Annotated in this window: 21 protein-coding genes and 1 pseudogene; 14 read left to right on the top strand and 8 right to left on the bottom strand. The window is 72.2% G+C overall.

Annotation, left to right across the window (positions count from 1 at the left end; genetic code table 11):
- Positions 1-147 precede the first annotated feature (147 nt).
- From ACFVFR_RS29890 to ACFVFR_RS29875, 4 genes are read right to left on the bottom strand one after another with little or no spacing between them, the layout of a single operon-like run.
- A complete protein-coding gene (locus ACFVFR_RS29890) occupies positions 148-882 on the bottom strand; it encodes an SDR family NAD(P)-dependent oxidoreductase (protein WP_383707381.1) in 735 nt (244 codons plus the stop codon).
- Entirely contained in the window at positions 879-1976 is a 1098-nt protein-coding gene (locus tag ACFVFR_RS29885; RefSeq protein WP_383707379.1) for a 2,3-butanediol dehydrogenase, read from the bottom strand. Before ACFVFR_RS29885 ends, ACFVFR_RS29890 begins: the two co-directional genes overlap by 4 nt.
- Complete coding sequence (locus ACFVFR_RS29880) at positions 1973-3295, bottom strand: MFS transporter (protein WP_383707377.1); 1323 nt, start codon at positions 3293-3295, stop codon at positions 1973-1975. The genes ACFVFR_RS29885 and ACFVFR_RS29880 overlap by 4 nt, the downstream gene beginning before the upstream one ends.
- Before the next feature lie 31 nt (positions 3296-3326).
- Positions 3327-3860 carry a 2,4'-dihydroxyacetophenone dioxygenase family protein gene (locus tag ACFVFR_RS29875; protein WP_383707375.1) on the bottom strand — a complete coding sequence of 178 codons (534 nt, stop codon included), beginning with the start codon at positions 3858-3860 and terminating at the stop codon, positions 3327-3329.
- Between the two features lie 440 nt (positions 3861-4300).
- Here ACFVFR_RS29875 and ACFVFR_RS29870 point away from each other — a divergent pair, with 440 nt between their 5' ends.
- Both ACFVFR_RS29870 and ACFVFR_RS29865 read left to right on the top strand, forming a co-directional pair.
- Positions 4301-5236, top strand: coding sequence for an FAD-dependent oxidoreductase (locus ACFVFR_RS29870; RefSeq protein ID WP_383707373.1), 936 nt, complete (start codon positions 4301-4303; stop codon positions 5234-5236).
- 990 nt (positions 5237-6226) lie between these two features.
- Positions 6227-6571 (top strand): hypothetical protein, encoded by a 345-nt coding sequence (locus ACFVFR_RS29865; RefSeq protein ID WP_383707371.1) that lies wholly within the window; start codon positions 6227-6229, stop codon positions 6569-6571.
- A 319-nt stretch (positions 6572-6890) separates the two neighbouring features.
- On the opposite strand, the gene ACFVFR_RS29860 is transcribed toward ACFVFR_RS29865, so the two are convergent.
- Positions 6891-7478, bottom strand: coding sequence for a TetR/AcrR family transcriptional regulator (locus ACFVFR_RS29860; protein WP_383707369.1), 588 nt, complete (start codon positions 7476-7478; stop codon positions 6891-6893).
- Between the two features lie 102 nt (positions 7479-7580).
- Here ACFVFR_RS29860 and ACFVFR_RS29855 point away from each other — a divergent pair, with 102 nt between their 5' ends.
- From ACFVFR_RS29855 to ACFVFR_RS29835, 5 genes are all read left to right on the top strand, one after another.
- Positions 7581-8465: an NAD(P)-dependent oxidoreductase gene (locus ACFVFR_RS29855; protein WP_383707367.1), complete on the top strand. Its 885-nt coding sequence runs from the start codon at positions 7581-7583 to the stop codon at positions 8463-8465.
- A 429-nt stretch (positions 8466-8894) separates the two neighbouring features.
- Positions 8895-9191 carry a helix-turn-helix domain-containing protein gene (locus ACFVFR_RS29850; protein ID WP_383707365.1) on the top strand — a complete coding sequence of 99 codons (297 nt, stop codon included), beginning with the start codon at positions 8895-8897 and terminating at the stop codon, positions 9189-9191.
- A complete protein-coding gene (locus tag ACFVFR_RS29845; protein WP_383707363.1) occupies positions 9191-10774 on the top strand; it encodes a helix-turn-helix domain-containing protein in 1584 nt (527 codons plus the stop codon). The genes ACFVFR_RS29850 and ACFVFR_RS29845 overlap by 1 nt, the downstream gene beginning before the upstream one ends.
- An 11-nt stretch (positions 10775-10785) precedes the next feature.
- The gene (locus ACFVFR_RS29840; protein ID WP_383707361.1) at positions 10786-11358 is read left to right on the top strand and encodes a transcriptional regulator; all 573 of its coding nucleotides are present in this window, start codon (positions 10786-10788) and stop codon (positions 11356-11358) included.
- Between the two features lie 251 nt (positions 11359-11609).
- Entirely contained in the window at positions 11610-12737 is a 1128-nt protein-coding gene (locus ACFVFR_RS29835; protein WP_383707359.1) for an aromatic ring-hydroxylating dioxygenase subunit alpha, read from the top strand.
- A 653-nt stretch (positions 12738-13390) separates the two neighbouring features.
- On the opposite strand, the gene ACFVFR_RS29830 is transcribed toward ACFVFR_RS29835, so the two are convergent.
- Entirely contained in the window at positions 13391-14050 is a 660-nt protein-coding gene (locus ACFVFR_RS29830) for a TetR family transcriptional regulator (RefSeq protein ID WP_383707357.1), read from the bottom strand.
- Between the two features lie 71 nt (positions 14051-14121).
- Entirely contained in the window at positions 14122-14319 is a 198-nt protein-coding gene (locus ACFVFR_RS29825; RefSeq protein ID WP_383707355.1) for a 4-oxalocrotonate tautomerase family protein, read from the bottom strand.
- A 433-nt stretch (positions 14320-14752) separates the two neighbouring features.
- Here ACFVFR_RS29825 and ACFVFR_RS29820 point away from each other — a divergent pair, with 433 nt between their 5' ends.
- Positions 14753-15346, top strand: coding sequence for a LuxR C-terminal-related transcriptional regulator (locus ACFVFR_RS29820; protein WP_383707353.1), 594 nt, complete (start codon positions 14753-14755; stop codon positions 15344-15346).
- An 11-nt stretch (positions 15347-15357) separates the two neighbouring features.
- Here the strand turns inward: ACFVFR_RS29820 and ACFVFR_RS29815 are convergent, their stop codons facing one another.
- The gene (locus ACFVFR_RS29815; protein WP_383707351.1) at positions 15358-15543 is read right to left on the bottom strand and encodes a hypothetical protein; all 186 of its coding nucleotides are present in this window, start codon (positions 15541-15543) and stop codon (positions 15358-15360) included.
- Positions 15544-15898: 355 nt separating this feature from the next.
- Between ACFVFR_RS29815 and ACFVFR_RS29810 the strand changes: the two genes are divergently transcribed.
- From ACFVFR_RS29810 to ACFVFR_RS29785, 6 genes and pseudogenes are all read left to right on the top strand, one after another.
- Positions 15899-16846 carry a pseudouridine-5'-phosphate glycosidase gene (locus ACFVFR_RS29810; RefSeq protein WP_383707349.1) on the top strand — a complete coding sequence of 316 codons (948 nt, stop codon included), beginning with the start codon at positions 15899-15901 and terminating at the stop codon, positions 16844-16846.
- Positions 16843-17502, top strand: a complete 660-nt coding sequence (locus ACFVFR_RS29805) for an HAD family hydrolase (protein WP_383707347.1) — start codon at positions 16843-16845, stop codon at positions 17500-17502. Before ACFVFR_RS29810 ends, ACFVFR_RS29805 begins: the two co-directional genes overlap by 4 nt.
- 167 nt (positions 17503-17669) lie before the next feature.
- Positions 17670-19034, top strand: a complete 1365-nt coding sequence (locus ACFVFR_RS29800) for an MFS transporter (protein WP_383707345.1) — start codon at positions 17670-17672, stop codon at positions 19032-19034.
- A 98-nt stretch (positions 19035-19132) separates the two neighbouring features.
- Positions 19133-19501 (top strand): annotated as a pseudogene (locus tag ACFVFR_RS29795) (VOC family protein); the annotation flags it as partial.
- 77 nt (positions 19502-19578) lie between these two features.
- Positions 19579-20055 (top strand): cupin domain-containing protein, encoded by a 477-nt coding sequence (locus tag ACFVFR_RS29790; protein WP_383707343.1) that lies wholly within the window; start codon positions 19579-19581, stop codon positions 20053-20055.
- Between the two features lie 1012 nt (positions 20056-21067).
- A complete protein-coding gene (locus tag ACFVFR_RS29785) occupies positions 21068-21862 on the top strand; it encodes a cupin domain-containing protein (protein ID WP_383707341.1) in 795 nt (264 codons plus the stop codon).
- The last annotated feature ends 4 nt before the right edge of the window (positions 21863-21866 follow it).

The raw sequence follows: 21866 nt of genomic DNA, 5'->3' as shown, positions 1-21866 counted from the left end.
CCTCCTTGCCGGTCGGCGTGCCCGTGGCGGGGAAAGGTACCGGCATTCGCCGGGTTCCGCTACGGCCGGGACCCGCCCCGGGTCCACCGCCGGGACCGCGCCGAGCCGGGCCCGCCGGCCACCCACGGTGGCGCGGCGGGCCCGGGCTCACACGGCCAGGTAGCCGCCGTCGACCGGCAGGACGGCCCCGTTGACGTACGTCGCGGCCGGCGAGCACAGGAACGCGATGGCCGCCGCGACCTCGGCCGGCCGGCCGAACCGGCCCAGGGGGACCCGGGCCAGCGCCGCCCGCATGGCCACCGGGTCGTCCAGCACACCCCGGGCCAACGGAGTGGTGACGAAGCCCGGGGCGACGGCGTTGACCCGGATGCCGTCCTCGGCGTACTCGGCCGCCAGCGAACGGGTCACCTGGGCGATGCCGCCCTTGCTCGCACTGTAGGCGGGGCGGTCGCGGCTGCCGAAGAAGCCGAACATCGACGAGATGGTGACGATGCTCCCGCCGCCCTCGGCCAGCGCCGGGTGGGCCGCCCGGCAGGCCACCATCGTGGCGGTCAGGTTGACCGCCAGCACGTGGTCCCAGGTCGCGGGCTCGTACTCGGCGCGGTCGCGGCTGACACCCGCGCAGGTGACCAGGTGGTCGAGGGGGCCGACCCCGGCGATGTGGTCGGCGAGCCCGGCCCGGTCGGTGACATCGAGTTCGACCACGCGCACCCGGGGGTGCCGCGGCAGCTCCTCGGGCTGGGCCGGAGCCAGGCCCAGCGCGTGCACCCGGGCACCCAGCTCGGCGAACAGCACAGCCGTGGCGGCCCCGATACCGGAGGTCCCACCGGTGATCACGACACTGCGGCCGGCGAAGAGATCCGGGGCGAAACCGCTGGTCATCGTGTTACCCGCGCCCGGTCACCGGCCATGGCGGGCGGCGCGGGCGCGCGCGGGTCCACCAGCACCTTGATCTGGTCCCCACCGCCGAGCAACGCCTCGAAACCCGCGCCCACCACGTCCTGGAGCGCCACCGTCGAGGTGACCACGGGCCGCAGGTCCACCCCCTCCTCGGCCACCAGGCGAATCAGCTCGGGGTAGGTGTCGCGGTAGCCGACGCTGGAGATGATCGACTGCTCGTTGTTGACCAGGGCGAAGGCGTCCAACCGCACCTCCTGGGCCAGCCCCACCAGGACCACGCGCCCACCACGCCGGGTCGCGGCCAGACAGGTGTCCAGGGCGGCCTGCGAGCCCACGACCTCCAGGGCCACGTCCACACCCTCCCCCTCGGTCAGCTCACGGACCAGCGCGCCCGCGTCGGCCCCGCCCCCGGCGTCGACGAGATCGGTGGCGCCCATGCGGGCGGCGAGCTCCCGCCGGTCCGAGGCCACGTCCACGGCGATGATCCGGTCGACCCCGCGCTGCGCCGCCAGCCGCACGGCCAGCAGGCCGATCGGCCCCAGACCGACGATCGCCACCGTTGACCGCAGCGGCTCGGCCCGGCGCAGCGCGTGCAGGGCGACCGAGGCGGGCTCGAAGAGCGCGGCCTGTTCCAGCGGTACGCAAGCGGGCAGCCGATGCGCCATGTACCGGGGGACCGCCGCGTACTGGGCCAGCCCGCCGTTGCCCATCAGCCCGGCGAAGCCGAAGTGACGGCAGATGTGGTAGTCGCCGGCCTGACAGCGGGAGCAGGTGCCGCACCGGTAGTTCGGCTCGACGGCCACCGGGTCACCCACGGCCAACCCCTCCACCGAGGGCCCGAGCGCGGCGACGGTCCCGCAGAACTCGTGGCCCAGGGTGAGCGGCGCCGTCAGACCCGAGGCCGGGTGCGGCGCGGCGGTGGGGATGGCGTGCGGCCCGTCCGCGTACTCGTGCAGGTCGCTGCCGCAGATCCCGCAGTACGCCACCTCCACGAGCACCTCCCCGGGCCCGGGAACGGGCACCTCGGTCTCGGTGACGCGTACGTCGCGGGCACCGTGCCAGATCGCGGCCCTCATGCGGTGGCTCCTGTCGTGGTGGTGGCGTCGGTGCCGGCGGCACGCCGCCGCAGCACCCTGGGCGCGGTCTCGCGCAGCCCGAAGGAGAGCAGGACGACGGCGACCGCGCCGCCAGCGGAGATGTACATGGCCGTCTCCAACCCCCAGGCGTCCGAGGCCCAGCCGGCGGCCAGCGGCGCGAGGACGCCCCCGGTCAGCTCGCCGACCCCCATGACCAGGCCGAGTGCGGTGGCCAGCGCGCCCCGTGGGACGGTCTCGGCGGGAATGGTCGCCATGATCAGGGTGAAGCAGCCCAGCCCGGTGTAGGTGAGCACGACGACACCGCCGAGCAGCACGGGGTGGTCGACGAAGACCACCGCGAGCGGGCACAGGGCGGCGATCGACGTGAAGACGATCATGGTGGTTCGGCGGCCGACGCGGTCGGAGATCGCCGGAGTGAGGAACCCCCACAGCACCCAGGCGACGCCGAAGCACGTCATCACGGCGCTCATGGTGCCGGACGAGAAGCCCTTGACGTCCTTGAGGTAGACGGGGGTGAAGGTGATGATGACGACGAACCAGGTGAGGTAGCAGCAGGCGGCGAGCGTGCACAGCACGATGTTGCGATGCCCCCACACCTCCCGAACCGGCGTGCGCACCTCCCCGTGCGCGCCGGCCGAGGCGGTCGCCCGACCCCGATCGCGGGGCGCGCCCGGCGGCGCCTCCCGGACCGACCTGGCCATCCAGGCCGCGATGAGCAGGCCCGGCACGATGGTGAGCAGCAGGACGGTGCGCCAGCCGAACTGCTCGGCCACCCAGACCACCACCAGCGGGGCGGCGATCCCACCCAGCAGGCCGGCCGCGGAGCCCTGCAACAGCCCCATGTTCAGGCCCCGGCGGTGCTCCTGCGAGGCCTCCACCATCAACGACTGCGACAGCGGCAACACCGCGCCCTCGGCCACCCCCATCAACGCCCGCGCGGCGAACAGGCCCACGAAGCCGGCCATCAGCCCGCCCGCCGCGGAGAAGAGGGAGAAGAGCACGACGGCGGCGATCAGCAGCGGTTTGCGCCGACCCAGCCGGTCCGAGACACGGCCGATGACCATCCCGGACAGCGCCCAGGTGAACGCCAACGCCCCGGAGAGCACACCCAACTCGGTGTGGGACAGGCCGAACTCGTCGTCGATGTAGGGAGCCAGGAAGGCCAACGCCTGGCGGTCGAAGAAGACGAAGCCGAAGGCCAGGAAGAGGATCAGCAGCAGCCGGTTCTCGTAGCGGAGTGCCTCGCTGCTCGACGGGGCCGGCGGCGCCGCGCCGGCCTCCACGCGTGGTGCGGTCATGGAGACCTCGGGGGAGTGCGAAGGGCCAAGGTCAGCGGAAGAGCGAGTTGACGTAGTCGGCGCCGATGCCCACGCTCTCGTAGTGCTTGCGGCACATCTCGATGTAGTCGTGGACGTCGAAGTAGCCGGCCGTCTCTCCGTTCTCGTCCAGCCAGATCAGCGGGCCCTTGACGATGAAGTACGCCTTCATCGGCTCCTCGCTCTCGTACGCGACCAGGGTGTGCCCCTCGCCCGGCGCCTCGTAGACGAAGTCACCGGCGCTCGCCGTCCACGGTCGCTCCAGGTACCCCCACTTCCCGGAGATGGTGTACGCGAACACCTCGTGCGGGTGGTAGTGGCGGTTGACCAGCCCCGCCTCCTTGGCCCGCAGGATGTCGGCCCAGGAGTTGTCCTTCACGTTGATCCACAGCGGGCGGGAGCCGACGGTCTCGGTGAAGGGCACGTAGTACCGGTCGTCGTCGGTGGCCACCTGCGACAGGTAGACCTCCGGCAGGGCGTCAGGCTTGAAGGAGTTCTGGATCGGCTTGAGGTTCTTCCAGAACTCGTTGTTGGCTGCCTCGGGCATGTTCGGGCTCCACTTCGCTGGTAGGTGGCCGCAGTGAACCCCGTGGCGCGGGCGCCCGTCTTTCCCAGGGCGGACGTCGCGCCTTGCCGGTTTCGGACATGCCGGCGGCCCCCCCCGGAGCCCGCCGACGCGCGCCACCGGGTGGGATGCGCGCCGCCTGTGGTGTCGGATGTGCTGCCGGACGCGCTCGCCGGCTGCGCGGGAACCCACAGGTCGTTTCCTCCCGCGCTGGTCACCCACTCGCCGTCGCGCGGATCGCCGCCACCTGCCCGCACCCGTCGTGGACAGCCGAACGGCCACGCGCCCGACCCCGGCGCCCCCAACGGGCGACGACCGCCGCCCGGTTGCCACGGCGAGGGCCACCCCCGCCACCCGGCCCGCGCCGGCGGACCAGCCGCCAACCCGCCGCGCGGACCGGGTCGGGGTGGTGGAATGGCCGCATGGTTCGTACACCGCCCGCCACGCCCCCACCCGCCGCGAGCGGGACCGATCTGATCGTCGTCGGCGGCGGCCCAGCCGGCTGCGCCGCCGCCCGCATGGCGGCGAGCGTGGGCATGCGCTCGGTGCTGGTCGAACCCGCCGCCCTGTGCCGCAACCTGTACCGCGTTCCGGTGCTCGACAACGTCCTTGGCGGCCACACCAACGGCCCGGCCCTGGCGGAGATCCTGGCGACGGAACTCGCCGACACACCCCTGTGCCGACTCGCGCTCGGCCACGCCGCCACCCGACTCGACGCGAGCGAGCACCACGTGCGTGTCACCCTCGACACGGGCACCCACCTGTCGGCCCCGTACGCCGTCGTCGCCACGGGGGTCGGCCCCCTCGGGCCGGGGGACGTCGACTGGCTCACCGCCCCTCCCGACCTGTCCCCGTCCCCGCTGTGGGAGGCCAAGGCCGACGACGCCGACGGGCGCACCCTCCTGGTCCTGGGCGCCGACCGCCCGATCGGCACGTTCCTGCGCGCCCACCCGCGCTTGCGCACCCGCCTGCTCGTAGCCCACCCGCCAGCGGACGACTACAAGGCCGAGGAGGTTCGCGACGATCCCCGGGTCACCCTCCTGCCGGTCCGGCGACTCACCCTGGGCCCCGCGAGCGCGCTCACCACGGCCCAGGCGGTGGACCACGACGGTCACGCACACACCCTCACCGCGGACGCCGTCTACCTCAGCCTCGGCAGCGCCCCCGTCGCCCCACCCGGCGACCTGGTGCGGGCCCCGAACGGCTACTGTCCGCCGGCGTCCCAACACCCTCGCGTCATCGTCGCCGGCGACCTGCGCTCGGCCCGCTACCAGCGCGTCATGTCCGCACTCGGCTCCGGCGCCGAGGCGGCGCTGCGGGCCTACTACGCGATCCGGGACCTGCCGGCCACCGACTGACGCGCCGCGCGCGACCCACGGGAACGGAGGGCGCCAACCTCGCCAGCGACCCAACCCGGTCCTCGACGCGGGCCAGCCAGCCCGTCAGCCCGGTCTCCGACGGAGGCCAGCCGTCCACACAGGCTGGCGACCGACTCAGCCTGCCGACCGACACAGCCTGGCACGGCGCCTACCGCGTGGTCACCGGCTCCGGGTGGACACTGTGCGCGCACTCACGACAGGCGCGCGCCGAGGCGGCGATCCGGGTGTGACAGGCGCGGGCCACGACCCCCGGACCAGGCTCAACGGCCAGTCGGAGGCCGCGACCGAGGCCAGCGTGAGGGTGAGGGCGCTGATCGTGAGAGCCACCGCCGCCGCGGTGCCCGTCCACGCCACCCACGGCGGCAGCCGATGCGGGGTGGGCGGCACACGCGCGAGGACACCCGTGGCGGCCGGGGCGGCCCCCGCCAGCAGCGACGCCGTCGCCGCCACGCCACCCAGGTCAGCGGCGAACAACACGACCACGAACGGCAGTCGGTACCCCGTGGGCCACCGCTCCAGGTCTCCACCAGGTGCCGGCACACGAACAGCAGGGGCACGACCAACAGCACCACGCGGGCGGTGTGTCGCGCCTGGGCGATGGTGAGTTCGTGCTGGAAGCTCGGCGCGATCTCGGCCACCGAACCGAGCTCGCCCACCGCCTGTCGAGCGGCCCGGCCATCCGACTCGCGCCCGGCGGCGAGGTCGGTCGCGGCGTCGATCAGCCTCTCGCGCGGCTCCCGCACCAACGGCGACGTGACCCGGACCGGACCGTGCGACGCCGCCGTCGGGTCCGCGATGTGGGCCTCGACGGGGTCCACCTCGGCGGTGGGCGTGGTCACGTCGCGCGCTCCGGCCCGGGGGTCGACTTCAGCACGGCCCCGATCACGGTCGCGGCCTCGATGTTCCCCCGCCACGTCCGGCCCCCGGCCCCCGGCCGCCGAGGAGGGTGGCCCGGACAACGCCCGCACGGTGGTTCTCCCGCATCGGGTGTGTCGCGGGACCACCGTCGTCCGCGCCGCCGTCCCCGTCTCCGGTCACGGCGCGCGGCCCGGCGTCCCGCCCAACGCCTGGTCGCTGACCTCGATCGTGCTGACCGCGATGGCCACGGCCCTGCTGTCGCTCGCGATGCCGCCCGGACAGCGGCGGTTGCTCCCCCAGCCGGTGGGCCCGCTGGTCGCGGCGGGCGTCGGCGTGGCGGAGGTGAGGCGTCAGGCCGCGGCGCGACGGGTCACGGTCACGGGTGTGGTCAACCCGCTGTGGACGATCGTCGTCGTCCTGATCATCGTGCGCCCCGGCTCCACGACGGGAGCGTGATCCCCGTGCGACGCCCGCGCGTGGCAGTCACCGTCAGGCCGTTTCCCCGGCGTTCTTCCTGGTCACCGTCTTCACCGTGCCCACCCAACTGGTCACGTCGCTGGTGGTCCCACCCACGGAACGGCGTATCTGGTCGTCATCGTCGCCACCGGCACGCCCCGGCCCCGGCGGCACACCCCGGCCCCGGGCGCCAGGCCACGCGCCCCCGTTCCCGGTGTCGGGGGGTGCTCGTGCTACGCCGCGTGCGACGGGCGGAGTCGGCGACCGCGACAGGCTGAGCGGCGGTCTCGCCCGGGGTGTCGCGCGTCGCGAGGCGGGGCTACCGGTGCAGGGTGATGAGCTGGGCCAGGTGCTTGCCCGCGGCCTCCAACGGCTCCCTGCTCTGGGCGACCTGAGCCGCCAGTTCGGCGCCCTCGATGGTGCTGATCACGGTGTGCGCCAGGTCGTGGGCGTCGGCGTCGCTCACGCCGGTGGCGCGGAGCCTGTCGCGGACCAGGCCCCGCCAGCGCGCGAACGCCTGCGCGGCGGCCTGTTGGATGTCGGGCGCGCGGCCCGCCGTGCCCAGCGAGGTCGCGGTGATGGGGCAGCCGTCGAGCCACGCGGAGGCGCACAGCCCCTCGGCGAGGGTGTGACACAGGGTGGCGACGGCCTGGGCGGGATCGTCCCCGTGGTCGAGCGCCGCTTGGAGCACCTCGAAGAACTCCTGGTCACCGTGGTGGATCGCGGCGACGGCCAACTCCTGCTTCCCGCCAGGGAAGAAGTGGTACACGGAGCCGAGCGTGGCCTGGGCCTCCTGGGCGATCTGCTTGATCCCCGTGCCGTCGTAACCCTGCCGCTGCATCAGCAGGGAGGCCGCGCGAACGATGCGGGTGCGGGTGTCGGGGGTGGCCCCGGTCTGCGTGCTCACCGCGTCAGCCTACCGAATAGAACGTTCGTTTCAGAGCTGTGCTACGTTACCGACCGGCACTAAATAGAGCGTTCATTCTAGAGCTGTGTGGAGGGGTCTTTCATGTCTGTGAGCAGGCGATCGGTGACGGTCATCGGCCTGGGCCCGATGGGGCGGGCCATGGTGCGGGCGTATTTGGCGCGGGGATACGAGGTGACCGTGTGGAACCGCACCGCGAGCAGGGCGGACGACCTGGTGGCCGAGGGCGCGGTACGCGCCTCCTCGGTCGAGGCGGCCCTGGGCGCGGGTGAGTTGGTGATCCTGAGCCTGACGGACTACGCGGCGATGTACGCCGTCCTCGAACCGGTCACCGCCGCGTTGTCGGGCCGGGTCCTGGCCAACCTCAGCTCCGACACGCCGGAGCGGGCGCGTGAGGCCGCGGCGTGGGCGGGTCGCCACGGGGCTCGCCACCTGACCGCCGGAGTGGCGGTCTCGCCGGCCCTGGTGGGCAAGCCGGAGGGGTACACGTACTACAGCGGGCCCCGGGATCTCGTCGAGGCGCACCGCGAGACGCTTGAGGTGATCAGCAGGGTGGAGTACCGAGGCGAGGACCCCGGACTCGCGGCCCTGTACTACCAGATTCAGATGGACCTGTTCTGGACCAGCCTGACCGCGTGGCTGCACTCCGTGGCGGTGGCCGAGGCGAACGGCGTCAGCGTCGAGGAGATCCTGCCGTACTCGGTGGACGTGGTCAGCTCGCTGCCGGACTTCTTCCGCTTCTACGCGCCCCGACTGGCGGCCGGAGACGACACCGGTGACGTCGACCGCCTCGCCATGGGTGTGGCCAGCCTGGAACACGTGGCCGACACGGCCCGCGCCGTCGGCGTGGACGCGGCGCTGCCCGAGGCGGTGCTCGACGTGTTCCGGCGTGGCGTGGCGGCGGGCCACGCGGACGACAGTCTCACCAGCATCCGCGCCCTCCTCCAGTCGACCGGCCCGCGGGCCTGACGGGTCGCTCGTGGGCGCCGAGTCGAACGGCCCGTCGCCGCGCGAGATGCCCGGGAGTCGCGGCGTAACCCGTCGTGGCTCCCGGGCCCTCGCCGCGGGCGAGTGTCGGGGCGGCGCACCCGGGGCGGGGCAGCCGGGGCGGGGGTAGCCCGTGTCGGCGCACCGTCCCACGCCGCGCCGCTGGCCCCGTCTACGCTGGTCGCGCGGCCGTGGTGGCCGCCTCCCGACGTGTTGGTCGGCCCGGTGCGTGGCCGTCGTGGTGCGGCAGAGTGGTGAGCGGCCTCGCGCTGACGCAGCCGAGAGTGGCACCCCCCGCGAGGGCGTGGCCGGACGGGGATGGGTGGGTTGTGGGGGTGGTGAGGCTGTTTCGATTATGTGTCTGCCGCATAAAAAATGCGCCAAGCGCATGATCGTGATAGGGTTGCGGTCATGGGGATGTCGTTGTCGGAACGAGTGCGCGCTTCGGTGGCGGCTCTGATGCACGCCACGGGTGAGTCGCAAGCCAGAATCGCGCACGTGTTGGGTGTGACGCAGGGGCAGGTCAGTCGTCGTCAGTCCGGAGTGGCCGCCTGGAGCCTGGGGGACTGTGACGCCTTGGCCGCCCACTTCGGCATCGGGGCGCTGGACCTGGTGGCCGGCCCGACGCGGGCGTGCGAGGCCCTGCCCGCCGCGCGTCGCGTCGCGCCCACGCGACGCGACGCGACCGACGGGAAGGCGGTGCGGTGATGGCGCGGTTCGACGAGATCGACGCGTTGCTGGCCGATGTCCGCGAGGAGGTCGCGCTGCCCTCCGTTGAGCAGCGCCGCGCCCTGCGGGAAGGGTTGAACCTCTCCCGGGCCCAGGTGGCTCGCGCACTGGGGGTCGGTCCCTCCACGGTCGGTGGGTGGGAGTCGGGTCGAGACCCGAGCGGCGAGGTCCGCGAGAAGTACGCCTACTTCCTCACCGGCGCCCAGGCCAAGCTCGCCGCGCGTACGACGGACACCAGCGCCGAGTCCGACCACACCCCCGACACACCCACCCGGGCCGTCGACGAGGGTGTCGAGGTGACGCCTCCAGCGGCCGAACGGGACGCGGACACCGGAACGCTGGCCACGCTCCAACCCTGTGTGCTGTGCGGCGGCCCGGCTCGGCACGAGGTGGCCGGATACCCGCAGCACCTGGATCCCACCCAGTGCACCCCACCCCAGCCCGCCCCGCCGCAGGCCGCCACACCCACACCCACACCCACACCCACACCCACACCCACGGCCTCCGCCGGTCGCCCGTCCCGGTCGGCTGAGGCCGGTGCCGGTCGGCAGCACGTGCGGCTCGCCTCCGCCGGCCGACGCGTCCAGACGGTCGCCTCCGCCACGCCGGACCTGATCGACCAGGCCGTCACCGCCGCCCTCACCAAGTGCAGGGGTGACCTCGACGCGGCGACGGCGGCGCTGGTCAAGCGCGCCATCCCGGACGCGATGGCCCTGCTGGACACCACCCGCAGGGGAGGCCGTTACGACATCGTGGCCCACCCGTGGATGCCGGACATCCTGCGCAAGCCCACCGCCAGCGGCGCGGACGAGATCTGGGAGGCCCGCCCCAAGTGGACGCGCCCCCACCTGACCGCCGCCGTGCACGAGGTGACCAGCCTCGACATCAACGGCGCGTATCTGTCGGCCCTCAAGACCCACCTGCCGATCGGGCAACTGGAACACTCCGCCGGCGACACCCACGACCGCCGTCGCGCCGGTGTCCACCTGATCACCCCACCCGCCTGGGACCACGAGGAGACCCTGCCCAACCCGTTGGGCAACCGCGACGAGCCGGGCCCACTGTGGGTCACCGAACCCACCCTGCGCCTTCTGCTACGCCTGTCCGGCCCCACGTACCAGTTGTGTGAGCCACCCGTGATCCACGAGTCGTTCACCTCCGGCGCGACCGAAAGCCTGCTGGAGAAGTTCCGCACCACCCTCAAGGACGCCCGCGACCGAGCGATCGCCGAGGACGACGAGGTCACACAGGAGTACGTGAAGGCGATGTACTCCAAGTTCGTCTCCACCATGGGGCAGTCGACGTACAACCGGGAGTTGAACCGCCCCGACTGGATGCACATCATCCGCTCCCAGGCGTTCGCCAATCTCTGGATGAAGGCGTACAAGGCCCACGCGGCGGGCCTCACGGTCGTCAGCGTGCAGGGTACGGACGAACTGCACGTCATCGGCGACTGGCGACGCGTCTTCACGGAAGGCCGCGCCGTCACCGACGTGAAGGTCAAGGACATCTACCCGCTGGGCGCCGACCCCGCCGCCGGGGATACCGGCGACGAGGACTGAGGGACACGCACATGCCCGAACGCATCAGCGAGTTCGGCCGGTACGGTGCCACCGGCATCGAAGGCCACAAGGCCGTGGCCCGCCAGCTGGACTCCCATCTCGACTACATCGTCACCCCCGTCACCACCCCACGCGGCTGGCTGGCCCGCCTGCACTACCTCACGCGGACGAACCGTGCCCGCGCCGCCGCCCGCGCGGCCGGACTCACCGTCACCGACGCCACGATCAGGGCCTGGCTGGACGGCAAGCGCGGCCCGTCGAAGAGGAACCTCACGCGCATCGACGAGGCCTACCGCACGGTGCGCCGCCACAACGTCAGCCGCCACCTGCTGACCCGCCTGAACCGTGCTGGCCGTGGGACCCGGGTGGAGATCCACCCCCTCAACCAGTCCGGCGTGGACCGCCCACGGCAACGCGTGGTGGAGTTCCGGACACTGACGGTGCGGCACTGGGATCGCATCGTCGCAGCCTGGGCGGAACAGGACGACCGGGCCCTGGACGAGGCCTGGGTCGAGAAGATCGTCGACCTCGGATCACAGTGGGGCAAGTACCACTGGGTGACCAACGTGGGCTTCGCCGCCTGACCCTGGCGCCCCGCACCGGCCCGCCGCGCGGCCCGGTCGGGCCCTGTCCGCGCACGGCGACGGCCACCGGTGGTGGGTACGGCGAGGAGAACGGCAAACTCGCGATGTTCCGGTTTCACGACTTTTGGTGAGACGTCGAGCGAAGGACCGTTTCGGCGGGCTGCGGCGCCGGCAGGCTGAAGTGTCCGCGCGGAGCGGCCGGCTGGGCGGGCCGTTGGAGTGTGGCGCGGTACCCGACGAGAAGAGGTGCCATGACATCCTCGTATCCGGACCGACCCGACCAGCGACGGCCCCCGGCCCCACCGCCACCGACGGTGACCCCGGCCCTGACACCGAGATCGGCACGGCCACTCGGCCAGGCGGTCGAGGAGGTACGGGCCCGGACGGCGCGACCGACTCCGGACGGGTGGTTCGCGGTGGCGTCGAGCGCGGAGGTGCGCCCTGGGCGGGTGGTGACGCGACGGCTGGCGGGCCAGGACGTGGTGCTCTACCGCACGGCGAGCGGCCGACTGCGCGCGGTGCGCCCCTTCTGCCCGCACCTGGGGGCACATCTGGGACACGGGGGGCGGGTACACGGCGAGAACCTCGTCTGCCCCTTCCACCACTTCGAGTTCGACCCCGAGGGGACCTGCGTGGCGACGGGGTACGGTACGCCCCCGCCCAGGGCCCGGCTCGGGACGCTGGAGCACCGGGAGATCGCCGGGCTGGTCTTCGTCTGGCGGCACGGGCGCGGTGAAGGCCCGTCGTGGGAGATCAAGGCGCCACCCATGGAGGGCTTTCGCCCACCGCACTGCACGGTGCGCACCGTGGTGGCCCACCCTCAGGACTTCATGGAGAACGTCGTTGACACCGGGCACTTCACGTACGTGCACAAGATCGTGGCGGAGACCGTCGACGGCCCCCACTTCGACGGGCCGCGCATCGAGGCGCTGTACCGCCTCGGCCGAACCACCGACGGCACGAGCGGACTCCTCGCCTCGTCGGTCACCATGCGCATGATGATGCAGGGGCTCGGGGTCTTCCACTCGGAGGTCCGCATCCCACGGTGGGGCCTGGAGCTGCGCGGACTGTTCTGTGCCGTACCGCTGGACCAGACGCACATGGACTACCGGCTGGCCGTCACCGTGCGCTTTCCCCACCTGCGACACCGCGGAGCCGCCGACGCGCTGGCCCGGTCGCTCGCCGGGCCGATGGCCTGGCTCAACGCCTTCGACACCCGCCGAGACGAGGCCATCTGGGCCAACAGCGCCTACCTGAAACACCCTCGGCTCGCACCGGGCGACGGCCCCATCCTGAAGTTCCGCCGCTGGGCACGCCAGTTCTACACCGAGAACCCCGCCCAACCGACGACGTCACCCACCGAAGGCCACGACGGCTAGGGTGTTTCGTCTGGAACAGTCGGCCGTTGGTGCGGGTGTGCTGTGGGATCGCCAATGGCTTCGCCCCCGTGGCGTGATCGCCTCGGTATCGCCGGGCTCCGGCGTGTGGTCGGGCGCGATCCTGTCCGGCCCCAGCCCGATCCTGTGGGGATCGACGCACACTGGAGTCCTTCCCCCATCCGCGTACCTGAAGCCGTCGTCCGGGTTGAACGGGGCCTCGCGGTGGGGCCGGTCGTAGACCACGAACTCGCTCCGTGGCATGCGCTTGGCCGGGCAGATCCCGCACACGGGCCGGGACGGGTCGTCCGCGTCAGGGTCGATGTACGGCGCCTCGGCGTCCTTGTCCATACCGTGGCAGCGTACGGGGGTTGGGCACGAAAGCCGCGCACCGGCCACCTGGCCCGGTGGCGCGGCGAGGACCTGGACCGGTGCGCGACCTTCCGAAACCACGCCACCAACCCGCCCCGCCCCGCTCCCCACCGGCCCGCGCGCCCTTCCGGGCGTCCTGGCCCGCGCCCCGCCCTCGGCTCGGACGGACGTGGCCCCTGCTCGTGAGGCCGGGTGTGCGCCGCCACCTCGCCCGGCTTCGGCGGGGGTCCCCGGGAGCGGGCGTGCCCGGGGCCGCGCGGGAGTGCAGGGGTCTGGCGGCGGTCCTAGGGTCCGCGCGAGGGTGCGGGTGAGGGCGGGGGAGAGGGACACGCCTGCTGGGGGAGCGCGCGCGGGTGCGGCGGGTGGTGGCCGTGGAGGTCGTCCCACGAGGCGGGGTGTGCGTCCAGATGGAGGCCGAGGCGGTGCCAGAGGTCGGGGGAGGCAGCCCAGTGCCACCACTGGCGGTCGTGCCGGCCCAGGGTCTCCAGGCCGGTCAGCACGCTCATGATCAGCATCGCCTGGGGCAGGGTGTCACCGGGCGAGGCCCCGCGCGCGTGCGCGAGTCGGCGCTGGAGGAGGTTGACGAGTTGGCGCTGCGACGCCGGGTCCCGCTCCCGCGCGGCCAGAAGGCGTCCGGCGCGTACGATGTGATCGCCCGCCAGCTGGGCGAAGTACTGCGTGACGCACTCCCGCAGGGCCTCGGGCAGCGGGCGGCGGTCCGCGAGGAAGCGCCGCAGGAGGGGACACAGGCGCTGCTGGGCCTCCTGCCGTAGGGCGTTGAGCAGATCGGCCTTGGAGGCGAAGTGGTGGGTCAGCGCCCCTCGGCTGACGCCGGCCTTCTGACAGATGGTGTTCAGGCTCGCCGAGCCGCCACGGTCCACGTCGTGGGCTGCCGCTGCCAGGAGACGGTGGCGGGTCTCGTGGCCTCTGGGTTGAGCGGGCATGTGCAAGGCGCGGTTTCCTTAAGGGGTGTGCCGGGGCCGCTGGTGCGGCCCCGGCGATGCGGCGCTGGAGGTCAGTCGTCCGTCTCGGGTGGCGTGGCGAGGGCCCCTCCCCGTGCCCAGTGGGTGGGTTCGGTCTCGCGAACGATGACGGTGACGGCGTCGAGCGGGCAGTTGGCGCCCTCGGCGACGGCCGCGCTGACCTGTTTGACGGTCTCCGCGCGTGCGCCGGGGGAGGTGCCGGGCCACCAGTCGATCGTGACGACGGGCATGGGGGTCCTCTCTTTTCATGTTTCCGTGACGGTGCGTTAACAGGCAGATCGGTCTGTTTGTTATGCTCGGGCGTCTTGGCCCTTTGTGGGGTTCATGGCAATCGCGCTCTGATCACCATGGGCCCGGATTGGCCGTGTTCCTCGCGTCCTCGTTCCAGTTCTCATCGAGCAGGGGGAGTTCGTGACAACAGCTAGTCCTGTGAGGACTTCGACCAGTACGTCACGGCGAACGGCGCGGGATTCCGATTGCGCCGAGGAGACTTTCGCCCAGGAACTGGGGGCGGGGCTTGAGGCCGTCGAAGCGGCGGAGGCGGCCCTCACCCGCGCGCACGAGGTCCTGCGGGAGCAGTTGGTACGCGCTCGCAGCCTGCGTCGTGCCACGGCCGCATCGCCCTCCGTCGTGGGCGGATCGCGGGGGTCGACACCCGAGTTGATGCACACGGCTCGACGGCGGGTCTCGGTCGCGCTGGCCCCGCCCCCGTCGATCAGTTGCCTGCTCGACGCGGAAGAGCAGTTCCGCTCCCTGGTCTCGGGTGGGGTGGCGCTGCGGGCGTTGTATCCGCGTACGGTGCTCGCCGTCGAGGGTGGCGTAGAGCACCTTGAGCGCATCCATCAGCTGGGTGTGGAGTGCCGCATCGTGGACGTGCAGCAGATCTTCACGGCCGTCGTCGACGAGGAGTTCGTCCTCATGTCCGCCAAGGTGGCGCCCGGCGTGGTGGAGGAGGCCGTCTTCCGCGCTCCCGGTGAGACGGCGCTGTTGCAGGAGGCGTACGAGCAGGCGTGGCGCTCGGCCCGGCGCGTGCCCCAGGGGCGAGGCGAGGAGCGGCCACAACAGCGGCTGTCGGCCGAGCAGTTGGCTATGCTGCGGATGATGAGTTCGGGTACGAAGGACGAGAAGATCGCTCGGATCATGGGTGTCTCTTCCCGGACCTTGAGTCGGCTGATGGCTGGCGCGATGGAGACCCTCGGGGCCCGCAGCCGGTTCGAGGCCGGTGTGCGGGCCATGGAGCTCGGGCTGCTGAAGTAGTCCGGCCCGCCTCAGCGGCCGGGTTCCGCGGCGCCCTGTCGGGCCTGGGTCACGAAGTGACGCAACTCCCTGCGCAACTCCCATATCAGGTCCTCCAGCTCGGTCTTCTTCCGGCTGGAGGACAAAGCGGCGTCCGCCTTCTCCAGTAGATGCTCGATGTGGGGGAGGTTTGTGCTCTCCGCGCGGGGGTCGCTCATCTCATCTCCCTCTGGCTTTCCGTGCCGGTGGCTTCCTGTCGCGGCAACGAGCAAATGATGCCCAACGGGTAGACGCTTTTGCCAGCCGATACCGGATTCCTGGCAGATAGCGGTCAGGCGAGAATCCGCCAACCGACCCCAGGGCAGGTAAGCGGTGCGCGGAAGCGCATTCCATGCCGGTGTGGGGTCGTAACACGCCATGCGAGTTCGGGTCGGGCTTTTCCATTGTTTGACCTTGTTGGCATGACGTCGCCAGGCAGATAGTCGCCAGCTCATCCGGTGGACAATCGTCTTTCGGGCAGCTCAGGATTGGCCACCTGGTCGTCATTGGTATCGAGTTTCCTGGAGTGCTTTCGTGCCTGAATTACTTGAGGTCAGTGAGGAAGTGTCGACGGCGCTGGCTGAGGGGCGCCCGATCGTCGCTTTGGAATCCACGGTGATCGCACACGGCATGGCCTATCCCGGCAACGTGGAAACGGCGCTCGCCATCGAGGGCGCGGTGCGCGCGGCCGGGGCCGTCCCGGCGACCATCGGCCTGGCCGGGGGGCGCTTCGTGGTCGGCATGGACGACAAGCGCATCGAGATCTTCGCTACGGCCGACGGAGTCCCCAAGGTCAGCAGCAGGGACATCGGGCCCGTGCTCGCCGGCGGGGGACTGGGAGCGACGACCGTCGCGTCCAGCCTGGTCGCCGCGGAGCTGGCGGGCATCGCGGTGTTCTCCACCGCTGGCATCGGCGGCGTGCACCGTGGCGCGTCGACCACCTTCGACATCTCCGCCGACCTGGTGCAGTTCACGCGCAGCCGGGTGGCGGTGGTGTGCGCGGGTGCCAAGAGCATCCTCGACCTCGGGCTGACCCTGGAGTACCTGGAGACCCTCGGCGTTCCCGTCATGGGATACCGGTGCGATGACTTCCCCGCCTTCTACTCCCGCTCCTCGGGGTTTCGCAATCCCCAGCGCATCGACGACCTCGGCACCATCGCCGCCGCGCTCCACTATCACTGGCAGGCGGGGTTGCCCGGTGGCGCGCTGGTCACGCACCCCATCGCGGAGGCCGACGCCCTCGACAGCCAGGAGATGGAACAGATCATCACCTCGGCCCTGGCGAAGGCCGAGAAGGAGGGCGTACAGGGCCCTGCCATCACCCCGTACCTGATGAAGGCGGTCTCCCGCGCCACCGAGGGCAAGAGCGCCGAGGCCAACCGGGCGGTGCTGATCAGCACGGCCGCGGTCGCCGGTGAGCTCGCCGTCGCGCACGCTCAGCTCGTCGCCCAGGACGAGCCCGACGGGCAGGCCGGGCGGTGACGCGGGCTGTCGTCTTCGACGTGGACGGCACCCTGGCCGACACGCCGGGGGCCATCACCGCCCTGCTGGTGCGCGTGGTGGCCGAACACGGCGTCACGGCCGACACGGACACGGTGGCCGCCACGATCGGCAAGCCCCTGGAGCCGTCCGTCGCCGCGCTGCTGGGCCGCGACGTGGCGGACCCCGTCACGGTCCGGGCCGTTGCCCGCTACCGCGAACTCTTCGACACCGACGTCCTCACCCGGGGCGCGGCTCTGCTCTACCCCGGCGTCACCGAGGGCCTGGGCCAGCTGGTGGAACAGGGCTTCGGCCTCGCGGTGGCGACGTCGAAGATCTCCGCGAGCGCGGAGAAACTCCTGGCCGCCACCGGAATCCGTGGCTTCTTCGGCCCCGTCATCGGCAACGACATGGTCGAACGAGGCAAGCCCGACCCGCAGATGGGACTCCTGGCCGCGCGGGAGCTGGGCCTCGCGGCCGAAGACTGCGCCTACGTCGGAGACACCGTCACGGACATGTTGATGGCCGCCGCCGCGGGCATGCGGCCCGTGGCCGTCACCTACGGAGTCGGCCGGGCCGAGGACCTGGCCGCCCACACGGCGTGGCGATACGACTCCTTCGCCGCCGCCGTGCGCCTCCTGACCGGCGCCCACGCCTGACAGCCGGCGCGGCACACCCTCTCCCACCCCGCCAGCGACCCAAGCCACCTTGGCCCCACAGCTCATCTAGGACGCGAGAAATGACATCAGAGACGCAAGACTCACCGGCGGCGCGAGCGGCTTCGCCAGCAACGCCACAGGTCGCGACGGGCGATGAGAGCGCGAAGATGGCCCCGAGGCAGTTCTGGTCTCTGGTCGTGCTCAGTTGCGGCCTGTTCCTGGCCACCCTCGACTTCTCCATCGTCTACGTCGCGCTACCCAGCATCGGCTCCGACCTGAGCCTGGGGGAGAGCTCCCTGCAGTGGGTGGTCAGTGGCTACGCGATCTTCTTCGCGGGCTTCCTGCTTAGCGGCGGCCGTATCGGCGACCGCTTCGGGGCCGGCCGGGTCTTCCTCGGCGCGACGGCGCTCTTCGGCGTCAGCTCCCTGGCCGCCGCGCTCACCGACGACTTCACCACCCTGATCATCGCCCGTGCCCTGCAGGGCATTGGCGCCGGACTGCTCGACCCCTCCACCCTCGGACTGATCCAGCAGATCTTCCCGGTCGGGCCCAAGCGCAACCGGGCCATGACGGTCTGGGGCGCGGTGGGCGCCGTCGGCCTGGTGGGCGGAGTGGTCCTCGGGGGCCTGCTGACGGCGATCGCCTGGCAGTGGGTGTTCATCGTCAACGTCCCCCTGGCCGCCCTGATCATCGGGTTCGGCTTCTACCTGCTGCCCCGACACCGCCGAAGCGACAGCGAGCCCACCCCGCTGAACGCGCTCAGCGCCGCGTTCGGCACCGGGGCGATCCTGCTGCTGGTGCTGGGCCTGAGCCGGCTGGGCGACGCGGGCGTGGACGCCCCGTCCACCTGGCTCGGCCTCGGCGGCTTCGTGGTGCTGGGTATCGCCTGGGTGGCCCGGGAGCGCTCCAGCGCGCACCCGCTGATCGCCCGGCAGCTGTGGAAGACCCGCTCGCTGATGATCGCCTGCCTGGTCGACGCCTGCTACGTCCTCAGCATCGGCGTCGAGTTCTTCCTGGTGACCATGTACCTGCAAAACGAGCACCACTTCAGCCCGCTGGAGGCCGGGCTGGGCTTCCTGCCGCTCACCCTGACGGTGATCGTCGGCAACGCCATCACCGACCGGTTCATCGCCCGCCATACGGCACGCACGATGGTCGCCGTCGGACTCGCCACCGCGGCCGTCGGCCTGACCCTGCTGGCCATCGGCGTACACCTGGACGGCTACGCGCTGGGCATGCTGCCCGGCCTGCTGCTGTCCGGGGTCGGAAACGGCATCGCCTTCCCCGCCCTGTTCATCTCCGCCACCTCCGAGATCCCCGGCGAGAACCAGGGAGTCGGCGCGGCGCTGCTGACCACGACGCAGTACGTGTTCTCGGCGGCCGGCCTGGCGGTCCTGGTCCTGATCCTGGGATCCGACCCCGGCACCGGCAACTACCTCACCACCTTTGTCTTCACCGCTGTCATGGCCCTGCTCGGCGCGATCGCCGCCGTCGTGGGGATGCGTAACCAAGCCACCGACCCCGCGGCCTGACGTCTTCGGCGCCCGCCCGCACCCTGAGCGGGCGGGCGCCAGCCGCCGTGCCACGCCCTCGCAACCGCCGCCCAGAAAGGGCTCAGCCGACCGTGGAGATCCTGGCAAGCCGCATCGTCATCCGCCCCACCGACCCCGAAGCGTCCCGCCGCTTCTACCGCGACCAACTGGGGCTCGCCCTCTACCAGGAGTTCGGCAGCGGCCCAGAACGCGGGACCGTCTTCCACCTGGGCGGAGGGTTCCTGGAACTCGTCGGGCGCTCGCCAGCCCCACTGGCCGACCAGCCCGCCCTCTGGCTCCAGGTGCGCAACCTCGCCCGCACCCGAGCCCACCTCCTGACCCAGGGGGTGAGCCCGATCCGCGAGGCCCGGGCCGAGCCCTGGGGCCTGTGGGAGATGCATCTGGCCGACCCCGACGGCGTGCGGATCTACCTCGTCGAAGTGCCCGCGAACCACCCCTTCCGGCACGGCGTTCCGGCCCCCGACACCCCGGAGCCCACCGCCCTGGATGAGCAGATAGCCCTCGTGGAACAAGGACGGCAACCATGACGCTCTACACCCACACCGACGAGTCCTACCTGGGCACACCCGAAGACGCCGACCGGGCGCAGATCGGCCGCAACGTGTGCAAGATGCTGATCCCCACGCGGGCCACGGGCGGCAAGCTCGGCCTGTTCTCCCTGTCGATGGCGCCCGACGGCCCCTCCGCGGCACCCCACTTCCACCAGGAGATGACCGAGCTGTTCGTCGTCCTCTCCGGTGAGGTGAGCCTGCTGCGCGGACAGACCCCGGTGACCGCCGAGGCCGGCACGGCGCTCTACGTCCCCCCGGGCACCCCCCACGGATTCGCCAACCACTCCGGGGCCCCGGCCGAACTGCTGATCGCCTTCATGCCCGGCAACAACCGGGAGAACTTCTTCTACGGGCTGGCCGACCTGCTCAGCCGTCAACAGGTGCCCAGCGAGGAGGAGCTGGAGAAGTTCGCCGAACAGTTCGACCAGTATCGCTACCGCCCGCAGTAGCGGGCTCGCCGACGGGGGATGCCGTGTCACACCCACTCGCTCACGTGGATCCCAGCAGACCGACGCTGCCCAGCACCCGTTCCGCCACCCCGACGTACGCCCGCGCCACCGACGCCGCGGCCCGCCCCATCCGGCGCGCCCTCCTCCGCCGCTCCGCTGGCGAGGCACTCGCCGCCGGCCTGCGCCGGGCCAACTGGCTGACCGTCAGCCTCCACCTCCTTCTCGGTGGCGGCCTGCGCCCAGCCTGGCCCGCCACCCCCCACCCCACCGCGCGGGTCCGGCCCCACCGACGGTCCGCGTCCTGCCCGCCCGGCCCGCTCGCCCTCGCCGTACCGCCCGGGACGGGCACACCACCTCAAAGTGGTGCCGGCCGCCCGGCAGGCTGTTGCCGCCTCACGCGCCGGCCTCGCGCCAGCCAACGCCGCCGGCCCCGCCCGCGCCCTCCCGTCGCCGGGCGCGTATCCGCCCAGCCGTCGCGACCGTACGCGCTCACGCCCGCTACGCCGCTGTAGCCCAGGCACCCGCGCGCCGGGCCCGGTCGCCACCGGGGCCCTGCCGCCAGGCCCGCCGATCACCGCCGCCGAGGCGACAGGCCGTCGACGGGTCCGCCCACCCCGGCGGGTGACGACCGCGAGCGGAGTGGAGAAACGCTCCGTCACCGCGCACCCCGGCCCCCACCGCGTCGCTCGCCGCGAGCCGCCCCGGCCCCACACCCGCGCCAGGCCCGGGCGCGGACCAACCGGGCGACAGCCGCGGCCCGCTCACACGCGGCGTGCGCACCGTCGTACGAACCGGACGCGGGTCCGCTGTGCCGCCGCGACGAAGCCCGGCACCGCCCCGCCTCGCCCCGCTGAGGCGCAAGCCTCGCCTCTCCTCCAGCGCGCCCCGCCGCCGCACGCGCCGGTGCCCACCCACCGCCGCGCACCCGCCCACACCACCGACCCCGTAGGCACCACCGTGCCCGTCACACCCAACCCACCCCAGCACCTTCACGCCACCCAAGGATCCGGACATGACCACCGTTGACATGCGTGGCGCGATCATCCGCGCCAGCGACCTCACCTTCACCACCGACCAGGGCGTCGCGACCGCGACCGCGGTCGGCCCGCACCTGGGCGCGCACCTCGTCCGCCTGGACGTGCTGCGCGTCCCCGCCGGCCGCACGTGGACCCTGGAGCAGGCCCCGGCCGAGGAGAACGTCGTGGTGATCTTCGCCGGAGAGGGGCACGCCGCGTCAGGCCCCCACACCAGCGACGTCACCCGCGCCGACGCCCTCTACTCACCCACCGGCGACACCCTGGCCCTGACCGCCGCCCCCACCGGTGAGGTCACCGCCTACGTGTGGCGTAGCCGGCTGCTCCCAGGCCGCGCCCCGGGACACAGCCCGGCCCGCTTCTCCCGTCTGTGGAACAGCGACACCCAGCTGACCGGCTTCACCGGAACAGGCCAGGCGGCGGCCTCCACCCGCACCGCGCCCATGAACTTCCTGTTCTGGCCCGGAACCGGCAGCCCCCAACTGTGCCTGCACTGCGGCTTCATGCAGGCCGGCGAGTACTTCAACGTGCACGTCCACCCCCACAGCGAGGAAGCCTTCATCGTCTTCGAGGGCACCGGACAGCTCCACCTGGACGGCCGGTGGATCGACGCCACACCCGGCGACATCCTGTTCGCCCCACCCGGGGTACCCCACGGCACACGGCACCCCTCCACCGACCCGGCGGCCCGACGGTTCGCCACCTGCGGCGGACCCACCCCCTTTGACCCGGTGCTCTACGAGCGCGCCAACCTTTCCACCGAGGTGAAGTGATACG

Source organism: Streptomyces sp. NPDC057702 (assembly GCF_042799315.1).
Taxonomy (GTDB): domain Bacteria; phylum Actinomycetota; class Actinomycetes; order Streptomycetales; family Streptomycetaceae; genus Streptomyces.
The sequence above is the reverse complement of the archived record's forward strand: the minus strand, read 5'-3'. Positions and strand labels throughout refer to the sequence as shown.

Excerpts from the sequence above, each read along its gene's own strand:
- ACFVFR_RS29790 (WP_383707343.1), top strand. The coding sequence starts at position 19,579 with ATGACGCTCTACACCCACACCGACGAGTCCTACCTGGGCACACCCGAA.
- ACFVFR_RS29820 (WP_383707353.1), top strand. The coding sequence starts at position 14,753 with ATGCACACGGCTCGACGGCGGGTCTCGGTCGCGCTGGCCCCGCCCCCG.
- ACFVFR_RS29825 (WP_383707355.1), bottom strand. The coding sequence starts at position 14,319 with ATGCCCGTCGTCACGATCGACTGGTGGCCCGGCACCTCCCCCGGCGCA.
- ACFVFR_RS29800 (WP_383707345.1), top strand. The coding sequence starts at position 17,670 with ATGGCCCCGAGGCAGTTCTGGTCTCTGGTCGTGCTCAGTTGCGGCCTG.
- ACFVFR_RS29855 (WP_383707367.1), top strand. The coding sequence starts at position 7,581 with ATGTCTGTGAGCAGGCGATCGGTGACGGTCATCGGCCTGGGCCCGATG.
- ACFVFR_RS29885 (WP_383707379.1), bottom strand. The coding sequence starts at position 1,976 with ATGAGGGCCGCGATCTGGCACGGTGCCCGCGACGTACGCGTCACCGAG.
- ACFVFR_RS29850 (WP_383707365.1), top strand. The coding sequence starts at position 8,895 with ATGGGGATGTCGTTGTCGGAACGAGTGCGCGCTTCGGTGGCGGCTCTG.
- ACFVFR_RS29845 (WP_383707363.1), top strand. The coding sequence starts at position 9,191 with ATGGCGCGGTTCGACGAGATCGACGCGTTGCTGGCCGATGTCCGCGAG.
- ACFVFR_RS29870 (WP_383707373.1), top strand. The coding sequence starts at position 4,301 with ATGGTTCGTACACCGCCCGCCACGCCCCCACCCGCCGCGAGCGGGACC.
- ACFVFR_RS29875 (WP_383707375.1), bottom strand. The coding sequence starts at position 3,860 with ATGCCCGAGGCAGCCAACAACGAGTTCTGGAAGAACCTCAAGCCGATC.
- ACFVFR_RS29880 (WP_383707377.1), bottom strand. The coding sequence starts at position 3,295 with ATGACCGCACCACGCGTGGAGGCCGGCGCGGCGCCGCCGGCCCCGTCG.
- ACFVFR_RS29840 (WP_383707361.1), top strand. The coding sequence starts at position 10,786 with ATGCCCGAACGCATCAGCGAGTTCGGCCGGTACGGTGCCACCGGCATC.
- ACFVFR_RS29830 (WP_383707357.1), bottom strand. The coding sequence starts at position 14,050 with ATGCCCGCTCAACCCAGAGGCCACGAGACCCGCCACCGTCTCCTGGCA.
- ACFVFR_RS29785 (WP_383707341.1), top strand. The coding sequence starts at position 21,068 with ATGACCACCGTTGACATGCGTGGCGCGATCATCCGCGCCAGCGACCTC.
- ACFVFR_RS29890 (WP_383707381.1), bottom strand. The coding sequence starts at position 882 with ATGACCAGCGGTTTCGCCCCGGATCTCTTCGCCGGCCGCAGTGTCGTG.
- ACFVFR_RS29815 (WP_383707351.1), bottom strand. The coding sequence starts at position 15,543 with ATGAGCGACCCCCGCGCGGAGAGCACAAACCTCCCCCACATCGAGCAT.
- ACFVFR_RS29835 (WP_383707359.1), top strand. The coding sequence starts at position 11,610 with ATGACATCCTCGTATCCGGACCGACCCGACCAGCGACGGCCCCCGGCC.